This is a genomic window from Arthrobacter sp. KNU-44, assembly GCF_051843155.1.
Lineage (GTDB): Bacteria > Actinomycetota > Actinomycetes > Actinomycetales > Micrococcaceae > Arthrobacter.
Genome location: NZ_JBPXNG010000002.1, coordinates 2,935,755 through 2,952,857 on the forward strand (window position 1 = coordinate 2,935,755; position 17,103 = coordinate 2,952,857).

At 63.5% G+C, this 17,103-nt stretch carries 17 protein-coding genes; 5 read left to right on the plus strand and 12 right to left on the minus strand.

Features of this window, described 5'->3' with window-relative positions; translation table 11 throughout:
• The first annotated feature begins 58 nt into the window (after positions 1 to 58).
• Positions 59 to 2,161 carry a phenylacetic acid degradation bifunctional protein PaaZ gene (paaZ, locus tag ACSVHC_RS14760; protein ID WP_437771292.1) on the plus strand — a complete coding sequence of 701 codons (2,103 nt, stop codon included), beginning with the start codon at positions 59 to 61 and terminating at the stop codon, positions 2,159 to 2,161.
• 177 nt (positions 2,162 to 2,338) lie between these two features.
• Here the strand turns inward: paaZ and ACSVHC_RS14765 are convergent, their stop codons facing one another.
• The 3 genes from ACSVHC_RS14765 to ACSVHC_RS14775 all read right to left on the minus strand — a co-directional run bounded on the left by ACSVHC_RS14765 (position 2,339) and on the right by ACSVHC_RS14775 (position 4,235).
• The gene (locus tag ACSVHC_RS14765; protein WP_437771022.1) at positions 2,339 to 3,337 is read right to left on the minus strand and encodes a transposase; all 999 of its coding nucleotides are present in this window, start codon (positions 3,335 to 3,337) and stop codon (positions 2,339 to 2,341) included.
• 32 nt (positions 3,338 to 3,369) lie between these two features.
• Entirely contained in the window at positions 3,370 to 3,774 is a 405-nt protein-coding gene (locus tag ACSVHC_RS14770; RefSeq protein WP_437771023.1) for a hypothetical protein, read from the minus strand.
• A gap of 140 nt (positions 3,775 to 3,914) precedes the next feature.
• Positions 3,915 to 4,235 (minus strand): GYD domain-containing protein, encoded by a 321-nt coding sequence (locus ACSVHC_RS14775; RefSeq protein ID WP_437771291.1) that lies wholly within the window; start codon positions 4,233 to 4,235, stop codon positions 3,915 to 3,917.
• 212 nt (positions 4,236 to 4,447) lie between these two features.
• Between ACSVHC_RS14775 and ACSVHC_RS14780 the strand changes: the two genes are divergently transcribed.
• Positions 4,448 to 4,855 (plus strand): VOC family protein, encoded by a 408-nt coding sequence (locus ACSVHC_RS14780; RefSeq protein WP_345448956.1) that lies wholly within the window; start codon positions 4,448 to 4,450, stop codon positions 4,853 to 4,855.
• Positions 4,856 to 5,032: 177 nt separating this feature from the next.
• Here the strand turns inward: ACSVHC_RS14780 and ACSVHC_RS14785 are convergent, their stop codons facing one another.
• The 3 genes from ACSVHC_RS14785 to ACSVHC_RS14795 are packed head-to-tail and all read right to left on the minus strand — an operon-like array spanning position 5,033 to position 7,531.
• Positions 5,033 to 5,635: a TetR/AcrR family transcriptional regulator gene (locus ACSVHC_RS14785; RefSeq protein ID WP_437771290.1), complete on the minus strand. Its 603-nt coding sequence runs from the start codon at positions 5,633 to 5,635 to the stop codon at positions 5,033 to 5,035.
• Positions 5,636 to 5,688: 53 nt separating this feature from the next.
• Positions 5,689 to 7,041, minus strand: a complete 1,353-nt coding sequence (paaK, locus tag ACSVHC_RS14790) for a phenylacetate--CoA ligase PaaK (protein ID WP_439181055.1) — start codon at positions 7,039 to 7,041, stop codon at positions 5,689 to 5,691.
• Positions 7,042 to 7,048: 7 nt separating this feature from the next.
• Positions 7,049 to 7,531 (minus strand): hotdog fold thioesterase, encoded by a 483-nt coding sequence (locus tag ACSVHC_RS14795; RefSeq protein WP_059389548.1) that lies wholly within the window; start codon positions 7,529 to 7,531, stop codon positions 7,049 to 7,051.
• A 130-nt stretch (positions 7,532 to 7,661) separates the two neighbouring features.
• Here ACSVHC_RS14795 and ACSVHC_RS14800 point away from each other — a divergent pair, with 130 nt between their 5' ends.
• The 3 genes from ACSVHC_RS14800 to ACSVHC_RS14810 all read left to right on the plus strand — a co-directional run bounded on the left by ACSVHC_RS14800 (position 7,662) and on the right by ACSVHC_RS14810 (position 9,369).
• Positions 7,662 to 8,228 carry a GNAT family N-acetyltransferase gene (locus tag ACSVHC_RS14800; RefSeq protein WP_437771288.1) on the plus strand — a complete coding sequence of 189 codons (567 nt, stop codon included), beginning with the start codon at positions 7,662 to 7,664 and terminating at the stop codon, positions 8,226 to 8,228.
• Positions 8,229 to 8,297: 69 nt separating this feature from the next.
• Entirely contained in the window at positions 8,298 to 9,113 is an 816-nt protein-coding gene (locus tag ACSVHC_RS14805) for a response regulator transcription factor (RefSeq protein ID WP_437771287.1), read from the plus strand.
• Between the two features lie 82 nt (positions 9,114 to 9,195).
• A complete protein-coding gene (locus tag ACSVHC_RS14810) occupies positions 9,196 to 9,369 on the plus strand; it encodes a hypothetical protein (protein WP_437771286.1) in 174 nt (57 codons plus the stop codon).
• Positions 9,370 to 9,501: 132 nt separating this feature from the next.
• On the opposite strand, the gene ACSVHC_RS14815 is transcribed toward ACSVHC_RS14810, so the two are convergent.
• The 6 genes from ACSVHC_RS14815 to ACSVHC_RS14840 form a co-directional block, all read right to left on the minus strand.
• Complete coding sequence (locus ACSVHC_RS14815) at positions 9,502 to 11,133, minus strand: sensor histidine kinase (protein ID WP_439181056.1); 1,632 nt, start codon at positions 11,131 to 11,133, stop codon at positions 9,502 to 9,504.
• Positions 11,134 to 11,189: 56 nt separating this feature from the next.
• Positions 11,190 to 13,385 carry a S9 family peptidase gene (locus ACSVHC_RS14820; RefSeq protein ID WP_437771284.1) on the minus strand — a complete coding sequence of 732 codons (2,196 nt, stop codon included), beginning with the start codon at positions 13,383 to 13,385 and terminating at the stop codon, positions 11,190 to 11,192.
• A 63-nt stretch (positions 13,386 to 13,448) separates the two neighbouring features.
• Entirely contained in the window at positions 13,449 to 13,946 is a 498-nt protein-coding gene (locus tag ACSVHC_RS14825) for a hypothetical protein (protein ID WP_439181057.1), read from the minus strand.
• Between the two features lie 58 nt (positions 13,947 to 14,004).
• Entirely contained in the window at positions 14,005 to 15,003 is a 999-nt protein-coding gene (locus tag ACSVHC_RS14830; RefSeq protein WP_437771282.1) for a signal peptidase I, read from the minus strand.
• Between the two features lie 85 nt (positions 15,004 to 15,088).
• Positions 15,089 to 15,709, minus strand: coding sequence for a TasA family protein (locus ACSVHC_RS14835; RefSeq protein ID WP_437771281.1), 621 nt, complete (start codon positions 15,707 to 15,709; stop codon positions 15,089 to 15,091).
• Between the two features lie 203 nt (positions 15,710 to 15,912).
• The gene (locus ACSVHC_RS14840; RefSeq protein WP_437771280.1) at positions 15,913 to 16,968 is read right to left on the minus strand and encodes an LCP family protein; all 1,056 of its coding nucleotides are present in this window, start codon (positions 16,966 to 16,968) and stop codon (positions 15,913 to 15,915) included.
• Positions 16,969 to 17,103: the final 135 nt, after the last annotated feature.

The following is a 17,103-nucleotide window of genomic DNA, read 5'->3' on the forward strand; positions in this document are numbered from 1 at the left end:
AGTAATTTTCGGCCGTTCAATCCATTTCGTGCCCGTGCCTTGGAAGGACCCGTCGACGATGACCAGTACCGCAGTCGCTCCGGAAGCCACAACCGTTGAAACCGTGCCCAGTTTCGTCAAGGGCGAGTGGTGGACCCCCAGCGCCGACGCCTCCGCGGGCGTGCCCGTCCGCGACGCCAGTACAGGCGAGATCCTTGCAACGGTCAACACCGACGGACTGGACCTTGCCGGCGTCGTGAACTACGGCCGCACGGTGGGCCAGCGCGAGCTCGGCAAGCTCACCTTCCACCAGCGCGCCCTCAAGCTCAAGGAACTGGCCCAGTACCTCAACGGCCGCCGGGAAGAGTTCTACACGTCTTCCTTCAAGACCGGCGCCACCAAGATCGACTCAATGGTGGACATCGACGGCGGCATCGGCGTGCTCTTCACCTTCGGTTCCAAGGGCCGCCGCGAACTGCCGAACTCGCAGGTTGTAGTGGACGGTCCCATGGAAATCCTGTCCAAGGACGGCTCCTTCGCCGGCGAGCACATCTACACCCGCATTCCGGGCGTCGCGGCGCAGATCAACGCCTTCAACTTCCCCGTGTGGGGCATGCTCGAGAAGTTCGCTCCTGCATTCCTCGCCGGCGTCCCCACCATCGTCAAGCCCGCCACCCCCACCGGTTACGTTGCCGCCGTCGTGGTCAAGGCGATCGTCGAGTCGGGCATCCTGCCGGAAGGCTCGCTGCAGCTCATCTCGGGATCCGCCCGCACCCTGCTGGACCACCTCGACTACCGCGACCTTCTCGCCTTCACCGGCTCTGCCTCCACCGCCAACTCGCTGAAGTCCCACGTCAACGTGGTCCAGGGCGGCGTCCGGTTCACGTCCGAAACCGACTCGCTCAACGCAGCCATCCTCGGCCCCGACGCGGTGCCCGGCACCCCCGAGTTCGACGCCTTCATCAAGTCGGTCGTCACCGAAATGACGGTCAAGGCCGGCCAGAAGTGCACCTCGATCCGCCGCACCATCGTGCCCCAGGCCCTGGTGTCCGACGTCGTCTCCGCCATCGGCGCGCGCGTGGACGAGCGCGTCGTGGTCGGCGACCCCCGCGCTGAGGGCGTCACGATGGGCGCCCTCGCGTCCCTCGAGCAGCTCGCCGACGTTCGCGCCGCAGTGCAGTCGATGCTCGACGCCGGCGGCGAGCTTGCGTACGGGACGCTCGATTCGCCGTCGGTCACCTCGCTCGACGGCACCGTGGGTGTCGTAGAAGGCGGCGCGTTCATGTCGCCGGTCGTCCTGAGCTGGGCTGACGTGGACTCGGAAGCAGTCCACTCGCTCGAGGCCTTCGGTCCGGTGTCGTCCGTGATCGGCTATGCGGACCTCGACGACGCCGTCCGCCTCGCCGCCCGCGGTGGCGGCTCCCTGGTGGCCTCCGTGTGCACCAACGATCCTGCTGTTGCCCGCGAATTGGTGACCGGAATCGCAGCGCACCATGGACGTGTCCTGATGCTCAACCGCGAGGACGCCCGCTCGTCAACCGGGCATGGTTCGCCAGTGCCGCACTTGGTCCACGGGGGACCGGGCCGCGCCGGCGGTGGCGAGGAACTCGGTGGTATCCGCTCAGTCATGCACCACATGCAGCGCACCGCCATCCAGGGCTCGCCCAACATGCTCACTGCCGTGACCGGCGTCTGGCATACAGGGGCGGACCGCAACTTCACGGTGGAGACGGAAGGAACCCACCCGTTCCGGAAGTCGCTGGCTACTCTGCGGATCGGCGACGCCGTGAGGTCCGAACTGCGGCAGGTCAACCTGGACGACATCACGGCCTTCGCCAATTCCACCGGCGACACCTTCTACGCCCACACCAACCAGGAAGCCGCCGAAGCCAACCCGTTCTTCCCCGGAATCGTGGCGCACGGGTACCTGCTGCTCAGCTGGGCCGCCGGACTGTTCGTGGAACCCGCACCGGGCCCCGTCCTCGCCAACTACGGCCTGGAGAACCTGCGCTTCATCACGCCCGTGGCCGCAGGGGATTCGATCCGGGTCACGCTCACCGCCAAAAAGATCACGCCCCGCGAGACCGACGAATACGGCGAAGTAGCCTGGGACGCCGTGCTGACCAACCAGAACGACGAAATCGTGGCCACCTACGATGTCCTGACCCTCGTGGAGAAGTAACGCCCGCTCACGTATGTGCTCGTTTGGCCGGACGCTCGCTCACGTATGTGGGTGTTTGGCCGGACGCTCGCTCACGTATGTGGGTGTTTGGCCGGACGCTCGCTCACGTATGTGGGTGTTTGGCCGGACGCTCGCTCACGTATGTGGGTGTTTCGAAAGTTGTCAAGCTGTGTGGAGTCACTGGGCTAGTTTTTGGGGTGTTTTGGTCTGGGGGAGGTTGATCCCGGCGTATGTGGCGGGGGCCGGTGTGGTGGGTCGGCGGCGGAATCTTCCCGGGTGTCGTTCGTAGTAGTCCTGGTGGACTTTGTCTCGCTTGGTCCAGAGTTCTTTCCACGACCCGTCGTGGACCTGTGATGGTGAGAACAGTGCGATGCCGGAGTGTTTGTGATCGGTGCTGTACCAGTGCACGTAGCAGGTGAGGTACTCCCTGGCGGCCTCGAGATCGTTAAAGATCCGGGGGTAGCCGGGCCGGTATTTCATCGTGCGAAAGCCTGACTCCGAGAAGGGATTGTCGTTGGAGACGTACGGGCGGTTATGGCTGAGTTCCACGCCGTGGGCGGTGAGGGTGTCACGGAGCAGGGTTGATCTCATGGCCGGGCCTGAATCGGCATGCACGATGCGCGGGGCGCCGTGCCGGGCGATGGCTGTCTTGAACATCTGCGCGGCGAGGTGGTCGGACTCGCGTTCCTCCACCCGCCAGCCGACGATTTCCCGGGAGAAGATGTCCATGATGGAGTACACCTTGAAAACCTTGCCCTGCCACTTGGCATAGATGTCGGTGATGTCCCAGGACCAGACCTGGCAGGGTCCGGTGGCCTTGACCACCGGCTTTTCAGAGGAACCACGCGTGCCCCAACGCTTGCGCGGGATGGTTGGGCGGGCCTGCTGGTCCTCGTAGTCTGCCGCGATCCGCCACCACGAGCGGTTGGAGGCGAGCAGCTCGCCGTTGTCCCAGGCTGTGGCGAAGGCATGGTCAACGGAGTTGCCCTTCTCCCAGCTGGCCAGGATGAGCCCCAGGATCCGGTCCTGATGCGCGGAGCTGATCCGGGATTCGTAGGCCCGGTCGCTCTGGTGGATCGGGTGCTGCACCGCCGGACGGGGATTGGACCGGTAATGCCAGGTCCCGCGCGAGAGGCCCGCCAGCTTGAGCGCTGTCCGCTGGGAGCCGATGATCACATGCAGTTCCAGGACCAGAGTGTTCTCGGCCGCTATGAATCGTTGTGAGCGCTCGTCGGGGTTGTATCGGGCTCTGGCACGCTCAACTCGTGCAAGAGCCCGATAGCTTTTCCCAGCGCGGAATTCGTGTCCTCCAGCTCCTGCACCCGCTTCTGGAGTTTTTCGACTTCGGCACGGTGGGCAGCCATTTCCTTCGCGCGTGCTTTTTCAAACGCGGAGAGTTCACGATTCGTCGGGACCATGCCTCCATGCTCCCGCGGAATCAGGCCACGGTCGATATCGCCCTGGACCATCATCTTGCGCCACCGGCGGAACGTCCATTCCGAAACGGACGTCGAGGCCATCCATTCCTTCCTCGACCCGTGCGGCTGCAAATAGTACTCATGCATGAACTCACGGATCTCTTCACGCGTAAAACCCTTGTTATCAACGGCCATCGCCGGCTCCTTCAATCAACAGGTAATGAATGACTCACAACCAGCTTGACGATGAGGGTTTGGCCGGACGCTCGCTCACGTATGTGCTGCGTACGCGGAACGCTCCCCAGCAATGGGGAGCGTTCGTTGTATGAGGAGTTCTACTGTCCGGGGGCGCGGTATGTCGGGGACTTCGTGGCAGCTTCGTCGAGATCCTCAACCGTCATGAGCGGCTTCAAATGCAGGCGCACTGCGCCTGTCGCATTGATCATGAGTGAGAGAGCGGCGGCGCTAGCCGCATCCGGGATTTCAAAGACCCCGACGACGTCGGTCTCGCCGAAAGCGTAGTAGAAACATTCGAGCGATCCGTCGACGGATTTGAGTGCATCGACCACAGCATCGCGGCGCTTGGTGCCGCCCTCGCGCAACAGCCCCTTGATTCCGTCGCCTACGTAGTTTGCTTCGAACAGATATTTGGTCATTGTCTTCCCGTCCCGTGATGTCCAGGACTCGGGCCTCCTCAGGTGCTCCCATCACCCGTTGAGGGAAGGTCCCGGAGTTGTTCCCCTGCGAGGGGCTGTGCTGCACATGGTAGGCCGAGGTCGTCGCCCTGACAACGGTTTAGGCTAACGCACGCTCACAAGGTCTTTCCGATCCCGCCCGGCGTAAGATTTTTTGCGTAGGAGGTGGCGAAATGAACCTAGCACTCAGAACAGCCACAACCGTCTTGCCCGTCGACGACGTGGACCGAGCCCGCAGCTTCTACGCAGAGAAACTCGGCCTCCCTCATCGCGGCATGACTTGGGATGGTAATGATTTGTTCGGCATCGACGGCGGTCCCATGCTGCAGCTGATGCCCATCAAGGACGGCATGCACTCTTCGCACACTGCCCTTTCCTTTGAAGTCAGCGACATCGAGCGGGCAGTCGACGAAATGGAGGCGAACGGCGTCGAATTCCGGGATTACGACCTCCCGGATCTTAAAACAGAACACCACATTTGTACCACCGACGCCGATCGTTGCGCCTGGTTCATGGACACGGAAAACAACATCCTCTGCGTCCATGAAAGCTTGGGGATCCAAGCCGAATACCAGCTCTGACCGGCTGAAAAACACTCACGAACACTGCGCAGAACGCTCGCTCACTTCTTTAGTGAGCGAGCGTTCTGTCAATGGGCCATATATGTGAGCGGGCGTCGGGGGAAGGTGCCATATATGTGAGCGGGGTCGGGGGAAGGTGCCATATATGTGAGCGGGCGTCGGGGGAAGCGGGCGGCCCTATGCCGAGGCGTGAAGGCCGTCGAACGCCATGGTGATGACGTCGTCGGCCAGGCGCTGCGGGGAGAGTGAGCCGCCCGGCTTGTACCACTCCACGATCGAGTTGATGGTCCCGAACAGGAGCCGGGTCACGGTGCGGGGATCGATGTCCTGGCGCAGCGTGCCCTCTTCGCGGGCAGCTGAGATCAGTGCGGCCACCTTGTGGTCGAAGGCACGACGCCGTTCCAGGGCATCGCGCTCGATGTCCGTGTTGCCGCGAAGCCGTAGGAGCAGCGTGACGAACGGCAGCCGGTCCACCAGCACGGCGATGGTCTGCCGCAGCACGAATTCCAAACGCGCATCCGCCGCGCCGGACATGGCCTCGGGTTGATCCAGGATGGCCTCAAGCCCGCCCAGCGCGTGTTCAAGGGCGAGCTTCAGGAGGTCGCCCTTGGACGGCACGTGGTGGTAAATAGCCGACTTTGAGATCCCGAGGTTTTCGGCCAGAATGCCCATGGACGTGGCGTCGTAACCGTGGCGGTTGAAGACGTCGACGGCGATGAGCAGCACTGATTGCTGGTCGTATCCGGGGCGTCCCCGCTTGGTTGCTGTTTCACTAGGCATGCTGGCCATTTTCTCATGAACGGTCGGTTGATTCGTGCACCCGCCCGGCTAAGTTACCTCTTGGGTCGCATGTCATACACGCGGCGCAGTTTGCCGTTGGAACGCTCGAGCGAACCCGGATCCACGACGTCCACCACGCACGAAGAACCCACGTGGATCTTGATCTGTTCGCGCAAGGCGTGTGCCGCCGTCGTACCCGCCTCGACGGAAACGTTCTCGCGGCGCTCAATCTTGACCGTCAGCGAATCCATGCGCTTGCCCTCGGGGCGGGTGAGTTCGAGCTGGAAGTGGGGGCTGAGCTCGGGAATGCGCAGGGCGATTTCCTCGATCTGCGAGGGGAAGAGGTTCACGCCGCGCAGGATGATCATGTCGTCGCTGCGTCCGGTGATGCGCCCCATGCGGCGGTGCGCGGGGCGTGCGGTGCCCGGCAGGAGACGCGTGAGGTCCTTGGTGCGGTACCGGATGATCGGCAGGGCTTCCTTGGTGAGCGAGGTGAACACGAGTTCGCCCGGTTCGCCGTCGGCCAGCACGGCGCTTACTCCGCGGGACGGGTCGAACGGGTCGATGATCTCGGGGCGGAAGTGGTCCTCCCAGATGTGGCAGCCGTCCTGGGTCTCTACGGCTTCCCCGGCGACACCCGGACCCATGACCTCGGACAGCCCGTAGATGTCGCAGGCTTTGATGTTCATGGTGGTTTCGAGCTCGTGCCGCATTTCCTCGGTCCACGGTTCGGCTCCGAGCACCGCGTACTTCAGCGAGGTCGACGCCGGATCGACACCCATGTGGGCCATGGCGTCGGCGATCGTGAGCAGGTAAGTCGGCGTTGCCAAGATGGCGTCCGGCTTGAAGTCCTGGATCAGCTGGATCTGGCGTTCAGTCTGGCCGCCCGACATCGGGATGACTGTGCAGCCGAGCGCTTCGGCACCCGCGTGGGCGCCAAGGCCGCCGGTGAACAGGCCGTAGCCGTAGGCGTTGTGGACCTTCATGCCGGGGCGGACCCCGGAAGCACGGAGCGAGCGGGCCACCAAGGTTGCCCAGTTGGCGAGGTCGTTTTTGGTGTACCCGACGACGGTCGGCCGGCCTGTGGTGCCGGAGCTCGCGTGGATGCGGGCTATTTCGTCCTGCGGGACGGCGAACATGCCGAAGGGGTATTCCTGGCGGAGGTCTTCCTTGGTGGTGTACGGGAACTTGCCGAGATCGGACAGTTCGCGGAGATCGGAAGGGTGGACGCCGGCGTCGTCGAACTTGCGCTTGTACAGCGGGACGCGATCGTAGGCGTAGGCCACGGTGCGCTGGAGGCGGCTGAGCTGCAGGGCCTCGAGCTCGTCGCGGGAGATGGTTTCTTCGCGATCTAACTGTGCGGTGTTAAGCGGTGCGTCGGGAGCGGCGACGGTGTTCTGTGTCATGGTCTTCCTACTTCTTGGAGATGGTGCGGCTGCGGCCACGGAACTCGGCGATGAGCTCGCCGTAGCTACCCGGTTCCTCGGGCGACCCGACGGCGGAAGGTTCGCTTGCGTCGGCCGCGAAGATTTGGATGTCGTACAGGCCGCTGCGGCCGTTGTTGGCGCGACGGTTCGCGACGGCGGTGATCACCTGGCCTTGATAGGCCGGCTTGAGGAAGTTGATGTCGACGCCGGCGGCGACAGTTATGGTGTCCGCTTCCGACGGCGAGGGGTTGGCAGGGTTGCAGGCAAGGGCAAACGCTGAATCAGCGAAGGCGAAGATCATTCCGCCGTGGGCCATTCCGAAGCCGTTGAGCATTTCCTGCCGAAGCTTCATGCGGACGGTAGCGTGGCCGTCGTCGACCTTGAGCACCTCAAGGCCCATCCACTCAGAGGCGTAGTCGTTCTTGAGGATCTGGTGCTGCGCTGCGCCAGAAAGGGTGGTCTCAACCATGCGTCGTTGCCTCCAGCTTTATTTACCGAATGTTCATTAGGTAATCCCAGTTTGCTTGAACTGTCAAGAGGCGACCGCTCGGCGGGACGGATCCGGACCCCGAAAAACCCCGACGTAGTAGCCTCGTGGCATGCCGCTCATCGAACTCCCCATCAGGACTCCGAGGCTTGTGCTTCGCAGATTCGAGGCCACCGACCTGGAGCGGTTCCACGCCTACCAGTCATTGCCCGAGACTGCGCGATTCCTGCTCAGGCAGGAATTGACCCTCACACAGTCCATGGAAGCGCTGGGCCGCTACGCCAACTTCACCTTCGAGCAAGAGGGCGACTGGGTGTGCCTCGCCATAGAGCGCGCGGACTCGCCGGGGCTGCTTGGCGAAGTAGTACTCAAATGGCTGCCGGGCACGGGACAGGCCGAAATCGGCTGGATCCTGGCTCCGGAAAGCCGAGGCCAGGGCTACGCCGCGGAGGCAGCCGAGGCCGTGCTCCGTCTGGGTTTTGAGACGCTCATGTTCCACCGGATCGACGCCAAGCTGGATGCCCTCAACACGTCGTCGTCGGGATTGTGCGAGCGGCTTGGGATGCGCCGCGAAGCCGAGCTCGTGGACAACTGGCACTACAAGGGCCAATGGTCCACTGAAGTCATCTACGCCATGCTCGACTCCGAGTGGCGCGCCCGGAAAGCGGACTTACGATGACATGCGCGAGAATAGCGGGTACCGCTGGTGTTAAGGTGGGCTGAGCATAAGAGAGATGGGGATCTTGACGTGGGCGCATCGGGCGTAGCGGTAGTAATCGAGGATGACGATGACATCCGTGAGGTGGTCCATGCCGTCCTCGAGGCATCGGGCCTGGAGGTTTACGCTGCCGGGAACGGCGTCGACGGCGTGGATGCGGTCCGCCTTCACAACCCGGACGTGATCACCTTGGACCTCGGCCTGCCCGACATCGACGGGATCGAGGTTACCCGCCGGGTCCGCGAGTTCAGTGACGCCTACATCATCATGCTCACCGCCCGCGCGCGTGAAGTGGACACACTGCAAGGGCTGGCCATCGGCGCTGACGACTTTGTCACCAAGCCCTTCCGTCCCCGCGAACTTCTGGCCCGGGTTGAGACGCTCCTTCGCCGGCCTCGCGGCAGCAAGCTTTTGAACAGTTCAGGAGGGGGCCCGACGGCGGAGCTGCCGCCGGCGCCGACGTCGAACTCGCCAACCGGCCCCACACCCGTGCTTCCGGCGGCCGAGGGACCAGGGCTGGAACACAATGGCCTTTTCCTGGACGTAGCCACGCGGACAACCCGGGTGGGAACCGAAGAGGTGCAATTGACCCGCACCGAGTTCGACCTTCTCCAGGCCCTCATGGAGGCCGGACGCGTTGTCCGAAGCACCACGGGGCTTGCCCGCTGGCTCCATGCCAGGGAGTACGAAACCGGAGGCTATGTCAGCGAATCCGAAGAGCGCGCCATCCAGGTACACATCGCCAATCTGCGGCGGAAGCTCGGCGATTCAGCGCAGTCGCCGCGTTGGGTTGAAACCGTTCGCGGTGTCGGTTACCGCCTCGCTGCAAAGACGTCGGAAAACTGACCCAATCTTAAGGGAACCTTTAACAAGGCTCTTTACGCTGAGAAAGTCAACTTCGGATTTTCACGGCTCAAAGGAGCACTGCATGAAAAAATTCGCCGCAACACTGCTCATGACGGGCCTGCTCGCTCTTGGCGGGTTTGTTACTCCTGCCAATGCCGCCCCGAAGACCACGCACGACACCACGAGCACCATAGTAACGACGGTCAAAACCGTCCCTGTTGTGAACTACGCCTCGATCGGTTGGTGGCCCAACTAGCTCGCATTAGATGCCGTTTAGCCACCTCAAAACGGCATTTACTGCCAGCTACTTGGGTAGACGGGCAAGAAAAAGTTCCAAGCACCGCCCGGGGCCACCGCCCAGGGGCGGTGTTTCTTTTGGGCGGACGCCTTAGCTCTCCGTGTCCAGCGGAAGACGGACTGACACCGTGGTCCCCACGCCGAGGGCGGACTCGACATCGAGCCGGCCGGAATGGCGTTCCACAATGTCGTGGGCTATCGCCAGGCCAAGCCCGCTCCCGGGGATGGCGGCAGTGGAGGCGTTTGATGCGCGGAAGAACCGCGTAAACACTTGCTCGATTTCGGTTTCGGGGATCCCGACGCCGGTGTCCTCCACTCGCACCACAACGCTGGGAACTGCGCCCGGGTCCGAGGTGATCCCGCTGCTCACGGCAACGTGGCCGCCGTCGGGCGTGAACTTGATCGCGTTGCTGATGATGTTGGCGAAGACTTGCTCGAGCTTGGCCTCGTCGGCCTGGACAGTCATGGTTCCGGGCGCATGCATCACGGTAAGGGACAGCGAACGGGAGTCGGCGAGCGGCTGCAACGTTGAGACAACAAGCCTGAGCAAGGTGCCGACATTCACGCGGCTCAATTGGAGGTCGCCGGACGTGTCCTGGTGCGAAACGGTGAGCATGTCTTCGATCAGCCGTCGGAGCCGCTCGGCATTTCGTGAAATGACGTCGACCATCCTCCCGACACCCGCGGGAAGTGGTCCACCGGCGCCTGTGCGGATCATGTCGAGATAGGCAGTGATGGAGGTCAGGGGAGTTCGAAGTTCGTGGTTCACCGTAGTGAGGAAGTCGGTCTTGGCCTGGTCGAGTTCCTGGAGCTTGTACATGACTTGCTGTTGCGCGCCGATCAGGTGGCTCTGCATCAAGCCGTACGCCAAGTTTCCCGAGACGTGCTGAATCAGGCCTATTTCGGCCCGGGTCCACTCCTGTGCCGTGTCCGGGCGGGCGATCCAGATGACCCCGAGTACGAGATCTCCCTCGCCCACCGGCACCACAACTGAGGCCGACGGCGCGCCCGAACCGCCCGGCGCGCCCGAACCGCCGGAGTCACCCGCGGGAGCCCGTTTCGGCAGCGGTTGCACCTCGGCTTCCGCCCACAACTGCTCCGCCAGTTCGAACGTGGCGATCTCGTCGGTGAGTTTGCCTGGCAGGACGCCCGGGACAAGTCCGGGAGCGTTCCACTCGGCACTCACCTGCGGCACCCGCCTGTCCGGGAACGTGGTGAACCAGACGTGTTCGGCGCCCAAGGCCTCGCCGATTCCATCCACCAGATGCCGGGCAATCAGCCCCGGATCAATGGTGGACCGGATCGCCGCGGACACTTTTCGCAGGCTCTCCCTCAGTGACTCGGCCTCCGAACGGCGGCGCGTCCGTTCGGCGGCACGGGCTATCAGTACCAGGGCCCGGTGCACCCGAAATCCGGGAGGCTGGCCCCGGTAGGTGAAATCAGCAATCGTCCACCCTTCCAGGGCAGCAACATCCAGCTCGTCCTCAGGATCCAGCAGGAGCAAAACCGGAACGCTGTTGCGGGGAAGGAACTCCCGGAGGTCGTTGTCCACCACCAGCACGTCGCTTGGTTCGCTTTCCAGCGCGGCCGCAAGGGAACCGGCGTCGTGCGCTGAACGAACCATGAACCCTGCCGCGGCGAGCGCCGCAACCGTCTCTGCGTGACGAACCGGGTCAGGGTCGGCCACCAAAGCCCGGTTTGGCACCGATGCATCGTTAGTCAAGCTGCGCTCCTACTGTTTCGGTTCGGCCCCCTGGGGAGAGCCTACTATCGAGAACGCTACTTGAGCCCTGCACCGGGCAGCAGATCGACGGCGCCGAGCGAGTCCGCAACGAAGGCATAGTCCCAAGCGCGCTCGCGCCATTGCACGTATCGTCCGGATGCTCCGCCGTGTCCGCCCTCCATCTCGATCTTCATCACGATGGGCGCAGTGCCGGTGGTCTCGGAACGCAGCACCTGGACCCACTTGGCTGGCTCGACGTAGAACACGCGGGTGTCGTTGAAAGAGGTCACTGCGGCGATCCGCGGGTACGAAACGGCCCGGATGTTCTCGTAGGGAGTGTAGGACTTCATGTACTCGTAAACCTCGGGATCCGTGATGGGGTTGCCCCATTCTTCCCATTCGAGCGCGGAGAGCGGCAGTTCCGGGTCCAGGATGGTGTTCAGTGCGTCCACGAATGGCACGGCTGCCACAATCGCAGCGTACTTTTCCGGGGCAAGGTTGGCCACAGCACCCATGAGCAGACCGCCCGCGGAGCCACCCATGGCGGCGATCCGCCCAGGCGCCACCCAACCGGAGGACGCGAGCCAGTCCGTTGCGGCGATGAAGTCCGTGAAGGTGTTTTTCTTGTTGAGCTTCTTGCCGTCGTCGTACCAGCGCCGGCCGAGCTCGCCACCGCCGCGGATATGGGCGATCACCATGACGATTCCGCGGTCGAGGAGGGATAGCCGTGCCACGCCGAAGCCGGGATCCATGCTGACTTCGTACGAGCCATAGCCGTAGACCAGGCCCGCGGCGCTTGAGTCCTGCTTAAGGGAGGCATGCCGTAGCACGGACAGCGGCACACGCGTGCCGTCCGCAGCCATCGTCCATTCCCGGGTGGCCACGTAGTCGGACGCGGCGTACCCGCCCAGCACGGGGCTTTCCTTCCGCAGCAACAGTTCGCCTTGCGGCAGCGCGGCGGTGGGCAGCACGAAGTCGTACACCCTCGACGGCGTGAAGAAAGACGTGTATCCGATGCGGATCACCGGGGCTTCGTAGTCCGAACCTGCCACCCCGGCCGTGTACAGCTCCTCGTCGAAGGCGGGCTCCACAGCGGCGCCCTGCGCCTCGGTCCCCAGCCCGGCGAGCGGCAGCGCCTGCACGCGTTCGATCGTGTCCTGCCGTACCGCCACCACCAGATGCGTCGAAGTGACGCCCGCGCCGTTGACGCGGACGGCGTCGGAATGCTCGACGACGGTGCGCCAGTGCTGCTCGGCCAGCGGCTTGGCGAACTCGGCCGGGTCCGCGATGGACACCATCGAGTTGATGGCGTCCTTGTTGTGGGTCAGGAGTATGGTCTCAACTCCATCGAGCAGGAACGGCTCGGCCTCGTAAAGGATGTGTTCGTCGCGGGAAATCACGGTGGAAAGGCCGGCGTCGAAGTCGTCAAAGCGCAGCAGGCGCGTCTCGCTGAATTCCGAGCAGCCGATGCCCAGCACGAGGTATCGCCGGTCGGAGGAGAGCTCGAATCCGAGCCACATGGCGACGTCGTCCTCCTGGTAGATGACCTCGTCCTCGCTGACCGGCGTGCCAAGGACGTGCGACTTCACCTGGTACGGGCGCCAGGAATCGTCCACGACGGTGTAGAAGATCCGGGTGCCGTCGGGGGAGAAAGCCACGCCATAGAAGATGTTCTCGATGACATCGGGCAGCAGCTCGCCCGTGCGCAGGTCTTTGATGCAGAGCGTGAAGCGTTCCTCGCCCGAGTTGTCCACGGCATAGGCGTAAAGGTTGCCGTCCAACGTCACGGCAGTGCCGCCAACGGAGAAGAACGGCTTGCCTTCAGCCTCGGCGTTGCCGTCCAGCAGGATTTCTTCGCCTTGGAGTTCGACGCCGGGTTCCACCGCCGGCGGGGTCCAGTCAGCCACGGGATCGCCGGAGTTCGCGGCCCGGACGCGGCAATGAATGCCATACTCCTTGCCCTCAACGGAGCGGGTGTAGTACCACCAATCGTCCTTGCGGCTGGGGACCGAGAGATCGGTTTCCTGGGTACGGCCCTTGATTTCCTGGAAGATGGCCTCACGCAGCGGTTCCTGGTGTGCGGTAACAGCTTCCTGATAGGCATTTTCAGCCTTCAAATGCTCGACGACCTCGGAGGACTCCTTGTCCCGCAGCCATTCGTAGTTGTCCACGAAAACATCGCCATGGTGCTCGCGGGTGGTGGGCACCTTCTTGGCGACAGGGGGAACTGGAGGGGTGACAGGCTGGCTCATGGGCTAACTCTATAGACGGCCACTGATAAGCGACCACAGATTTCGCTCAGGGCGGCCGCCCGGTCAGCAGCCGATGGTCTTTGTGTAGGGTGAACCCGTCCAGATATTGCTGGTTGAGGGCACATGGTATTGGCCGCGGATTTCGAAGGTGAAGTTTCCGTTTTGCCCGTTGTAGGTGTTGTTTAGTGTGTATTTCCAGTTGTTTGCGGCGTTGAGATCGCCTGTGTATACAACCCGCGAAGTGTTGTCCTTGACGATCAGCTGATGGTAGTTGGCGCCCGGCACGGGCGTCTTGAGGGTAATGACGAGCGTGTTGTTATCACAGGTGGAGGTGACCTGCGAAGCGGTCGGCGTCGTGAGCTTCAGCGTTGACAGGCTGGTTGAACCGCTAGCGGACCCATTGAACGCGGCTTGCGCGATACCGGGAGCGAACACCAGTACCGCAGCCGCAGCCAGGACCGCGGCGACGCGCCCCAACGCAGGGGTCCGCGCGGCGTCGGCGGTGCTCCGGCTTCTACGCAAGGTCAGCGGCTTTCTGTCAGGCCCGGTGGTCCATTCCATTCTTGCCGCTTTCATGCGGTAAAGGCAGCGGACCCGGTTCGGTTCTTTGAAGAGGATTTCATGCAGCGCGCCGGGTGGTGTGACCGCCCAGGGCTTTCTCCAGCTGTGGTTGGTGCTGGCGGACGAGTTCCCCGGCTTGGATCGCCGCAGTGTGATCGGTGGTGACCAAGGCGTGTTCGAGGCGGACGCAGTGCTGTTCCATCCGGAGCGCCCCTACCATCGAGGAGCTGGTTTTCAGGCTGAGCACCGCATCCATCGCGAGGTCACTGTCGCCCGTACTCAGTGCGCGGCTGATCTTGTCCACCCGCTGGGGCAGCATCCTCGCGTAGGCGGCGGCGAACTTCTCGGCGGCCTCCTTGCTCTTCATGTCCCTGGCCAGGCGCTTGAGGGGGCGGCGGTCAAAGGCCGGCACGGCAGCGGCGGACTCCACGGCGTCGTCGTCTTCGGGCTTTTTCCGCCAGATGGAGACGAGCACCATGACCACCAGGGCGGCCGGAGCGCCGTACATCAGGACCTTCAGGACAACGGGATCACGAAGGCCGCGGATCGCGTTGCCGAGGTAGGGGACGGTGAACACCTGGCGGTCAACCTGGCCCGCTGCCAGGGTCGCTGTCCAGGGGTCGGCGCCGTTGTTGGCATCGCCCTTGGTTCGGACAGTGGCCGTGCCTTGGTTGTTCACGGTCAGGTCGATGATCCGGTGGGTCTCCACCCGCTGGTCCTCCACCGGAATGTGGTAGGTGATGATGTCCCCGACCTTCAGGTTCTGGACCGCCACGGGAACGGTGACAACCACGTCTCCCGGGTTGATCAGCGGCGACATCGAGCCGGTGAGCATAGTGCTGGTCTGGTAGCCGAGGACGCGGGGCCCGACGGCGAGGAACAGGAACGCAGCGACCGCGGCGACCATCACCGTGGTCGTGATGACGCTGACCATGGCGCGGGCAAGCTTCGACGCAACGTCCGAGTGCTTATTTGAGCTGGGCTTATCGGAGCCGGGTGTCGCCGTCGTGGTGGCTGTCCGTGAGACCCGCCGGTGGCGGACCAGTGATGCGGTCATGGCTGGGTCTCCGTTCTGGGGGGAGGCCCTCCGCCGTCGTTTTCAGGGGGGCTCGACGGCGGAGGGCTGGCTGGGGTTGGGGGTGTTACTGGGCGGTGGCGGTGCGCTGGGTGCCGGTGAAGGTGAAGGCGATGGTGCTGCTCTGGTTTTGCAGGGAGTTGTCCGCGGTGGAGGGCAGGGTCAGGGTGACGCGGAGGTTGTCGGTGTGTCCGGGTGCGACGGTGGTCAGGTTTGCCAGAGTGAGGTTGGCGCCGATGACGGGGCGGGAGGCCAGGACGGAGGTGGTGGTGCCGCCGCAGGTGTAGGTGTAGGCGGGGGCGGTGCCGGCTTCGGTCCAGGCGACGGAGCAGTCATCGACGGTCATCTGCAGGCCCATGGTGGTGCTGGTGTCCAGCAGGGAGGTCGGGGAGGCCGTGGTGGTCAGGGTGATCGCGGAGAGGTTCTGGTTTCCGGTGGCGTTGCTCAGGGTGGCTACGCGCTGGACGGTATCGCCGGGGACCAGGCCGGAGGCGGCGACGCTGAGGCGGTTCGTGGTGCCGGAGGCGCCGAGGGCGATGTTCACGATGCCGGAGGCGACGGTGTTGCTGGCGGAAGTGCTAGAGGTGAAGGCACCGTAGGTTCCCAGTCCTGCCACACCGGCAGCAGTGCCGACCAGGGCCAGGGATGCGATGACTTTGCCGGTGGTGGTTTTCAGGTTGAGACCCATGATGATTTCCGTTTCTTGAAGCCCGTGAGACCGGGTCTTTGCTGTCCGATGTCCTCTACTTTCCGGCAGGTTTTTTAGGAAGCCGCAAGGATCCCGCAAGCTTTTCTCGAAGATTAGTTAAATATTGGATCAAGTAGTTTTCGAGTGGTGGGAGGCAGGCGTTTGCTGCCTCCCAGTAGTGGAAACGAGTAGCCCGTGGCGGCTCAGTAACCGTGGGCGGCCACATATTCAGGCAGGGTGTCGTCCCGCAGCGCCGCGGCCACTTCTCCGATTCCCGCGTAATCCGGCAGCACGATCGATTGTCCGTCCGGGGAGGTACCCGTGCCCGCGGTGGGCAGGGTGAAGAACACGGAGGCTTTGGGGTCCACGGTGCGGAGTCCGTAGGCCAGGATGGCGACGGCTGCGGGGTCGTATCCCTGGTCCACAGTGAGGTAGTTGGCTGCAAATTGGACGAGTCCCAACACACCGGCAGGAGTCTGGACGCCCCCGGAAAGCTTGGCCAAGAGGGCGCGGAGGAACGTCTGCTGATCGCGGACGCGCTGGTAGTCTCCGTCCACGAACGAGTAGCGCTCGCGGACGAACTCCAGGGCCGCTTCTCCGTCCAAGTGGTTAATGCCGGCAACAAAGGTGTGATGGGTGTCAAAGCTGGCGGTGAAGGGCAGTGTGACATTGACGTCGATCCCGCCGAGGCCGTCGGTCAGGACTTTGAAGCCCTCGAAGTCCAGCATGGCGGTGTGGTCTATGTGCGTGCCCAACAGTGTCTCGATGGTCCGGACCACCAGGGGGATGCCTCCCACTTCAAGGCTGGCGTTGATTTTGGATGCGCCATAGCCCGGGATGTCCACCCAGTTGTCCCGCATGATCGAAATACCGTAGACCTTGTGCCGGTCTGCTGGGACGTGGATCAGCATCAGGCAATCCGAGCGTTGGTCAGATGATTGCCCCGTTGTGACGGTCTGGTTGTTCTGGTCCCTGGCGTTGGCACGGCTGTCGCTGCCAATCACCAGGATGTTCATGGGGGTCGCGGGAAGCTCCGGGATTGTCGGCGGGGCCGGTGCGGGGGCCGGTGCGGCAGCGGTTGGCGCAGGGGACTTGGTGGGGGATGGAGTATGGGTAGCCGTTGCGCCCGCGGAGGCGCTCGAGGGCGACGATCCGGACGAGGTCCTGTTGGATCCGGCGATGACCGCGGCCAGAACCACCACGAAGGCCAGCAGAACTGCCAGTCCCGCAGCAAGCCACAGTCGCCGTCGTCCGTTCATGTCCGGAACGTATCACCCAGGTGAGTTAAAAACGCGCCAGGGAAGGCCTCATTTCGGCCACAATAATCGCCCGTATGCAGTCCCGGAGTCTCGACAAAATAACGTCCAGGTAGCACGATGAGAGATAAATCTCTC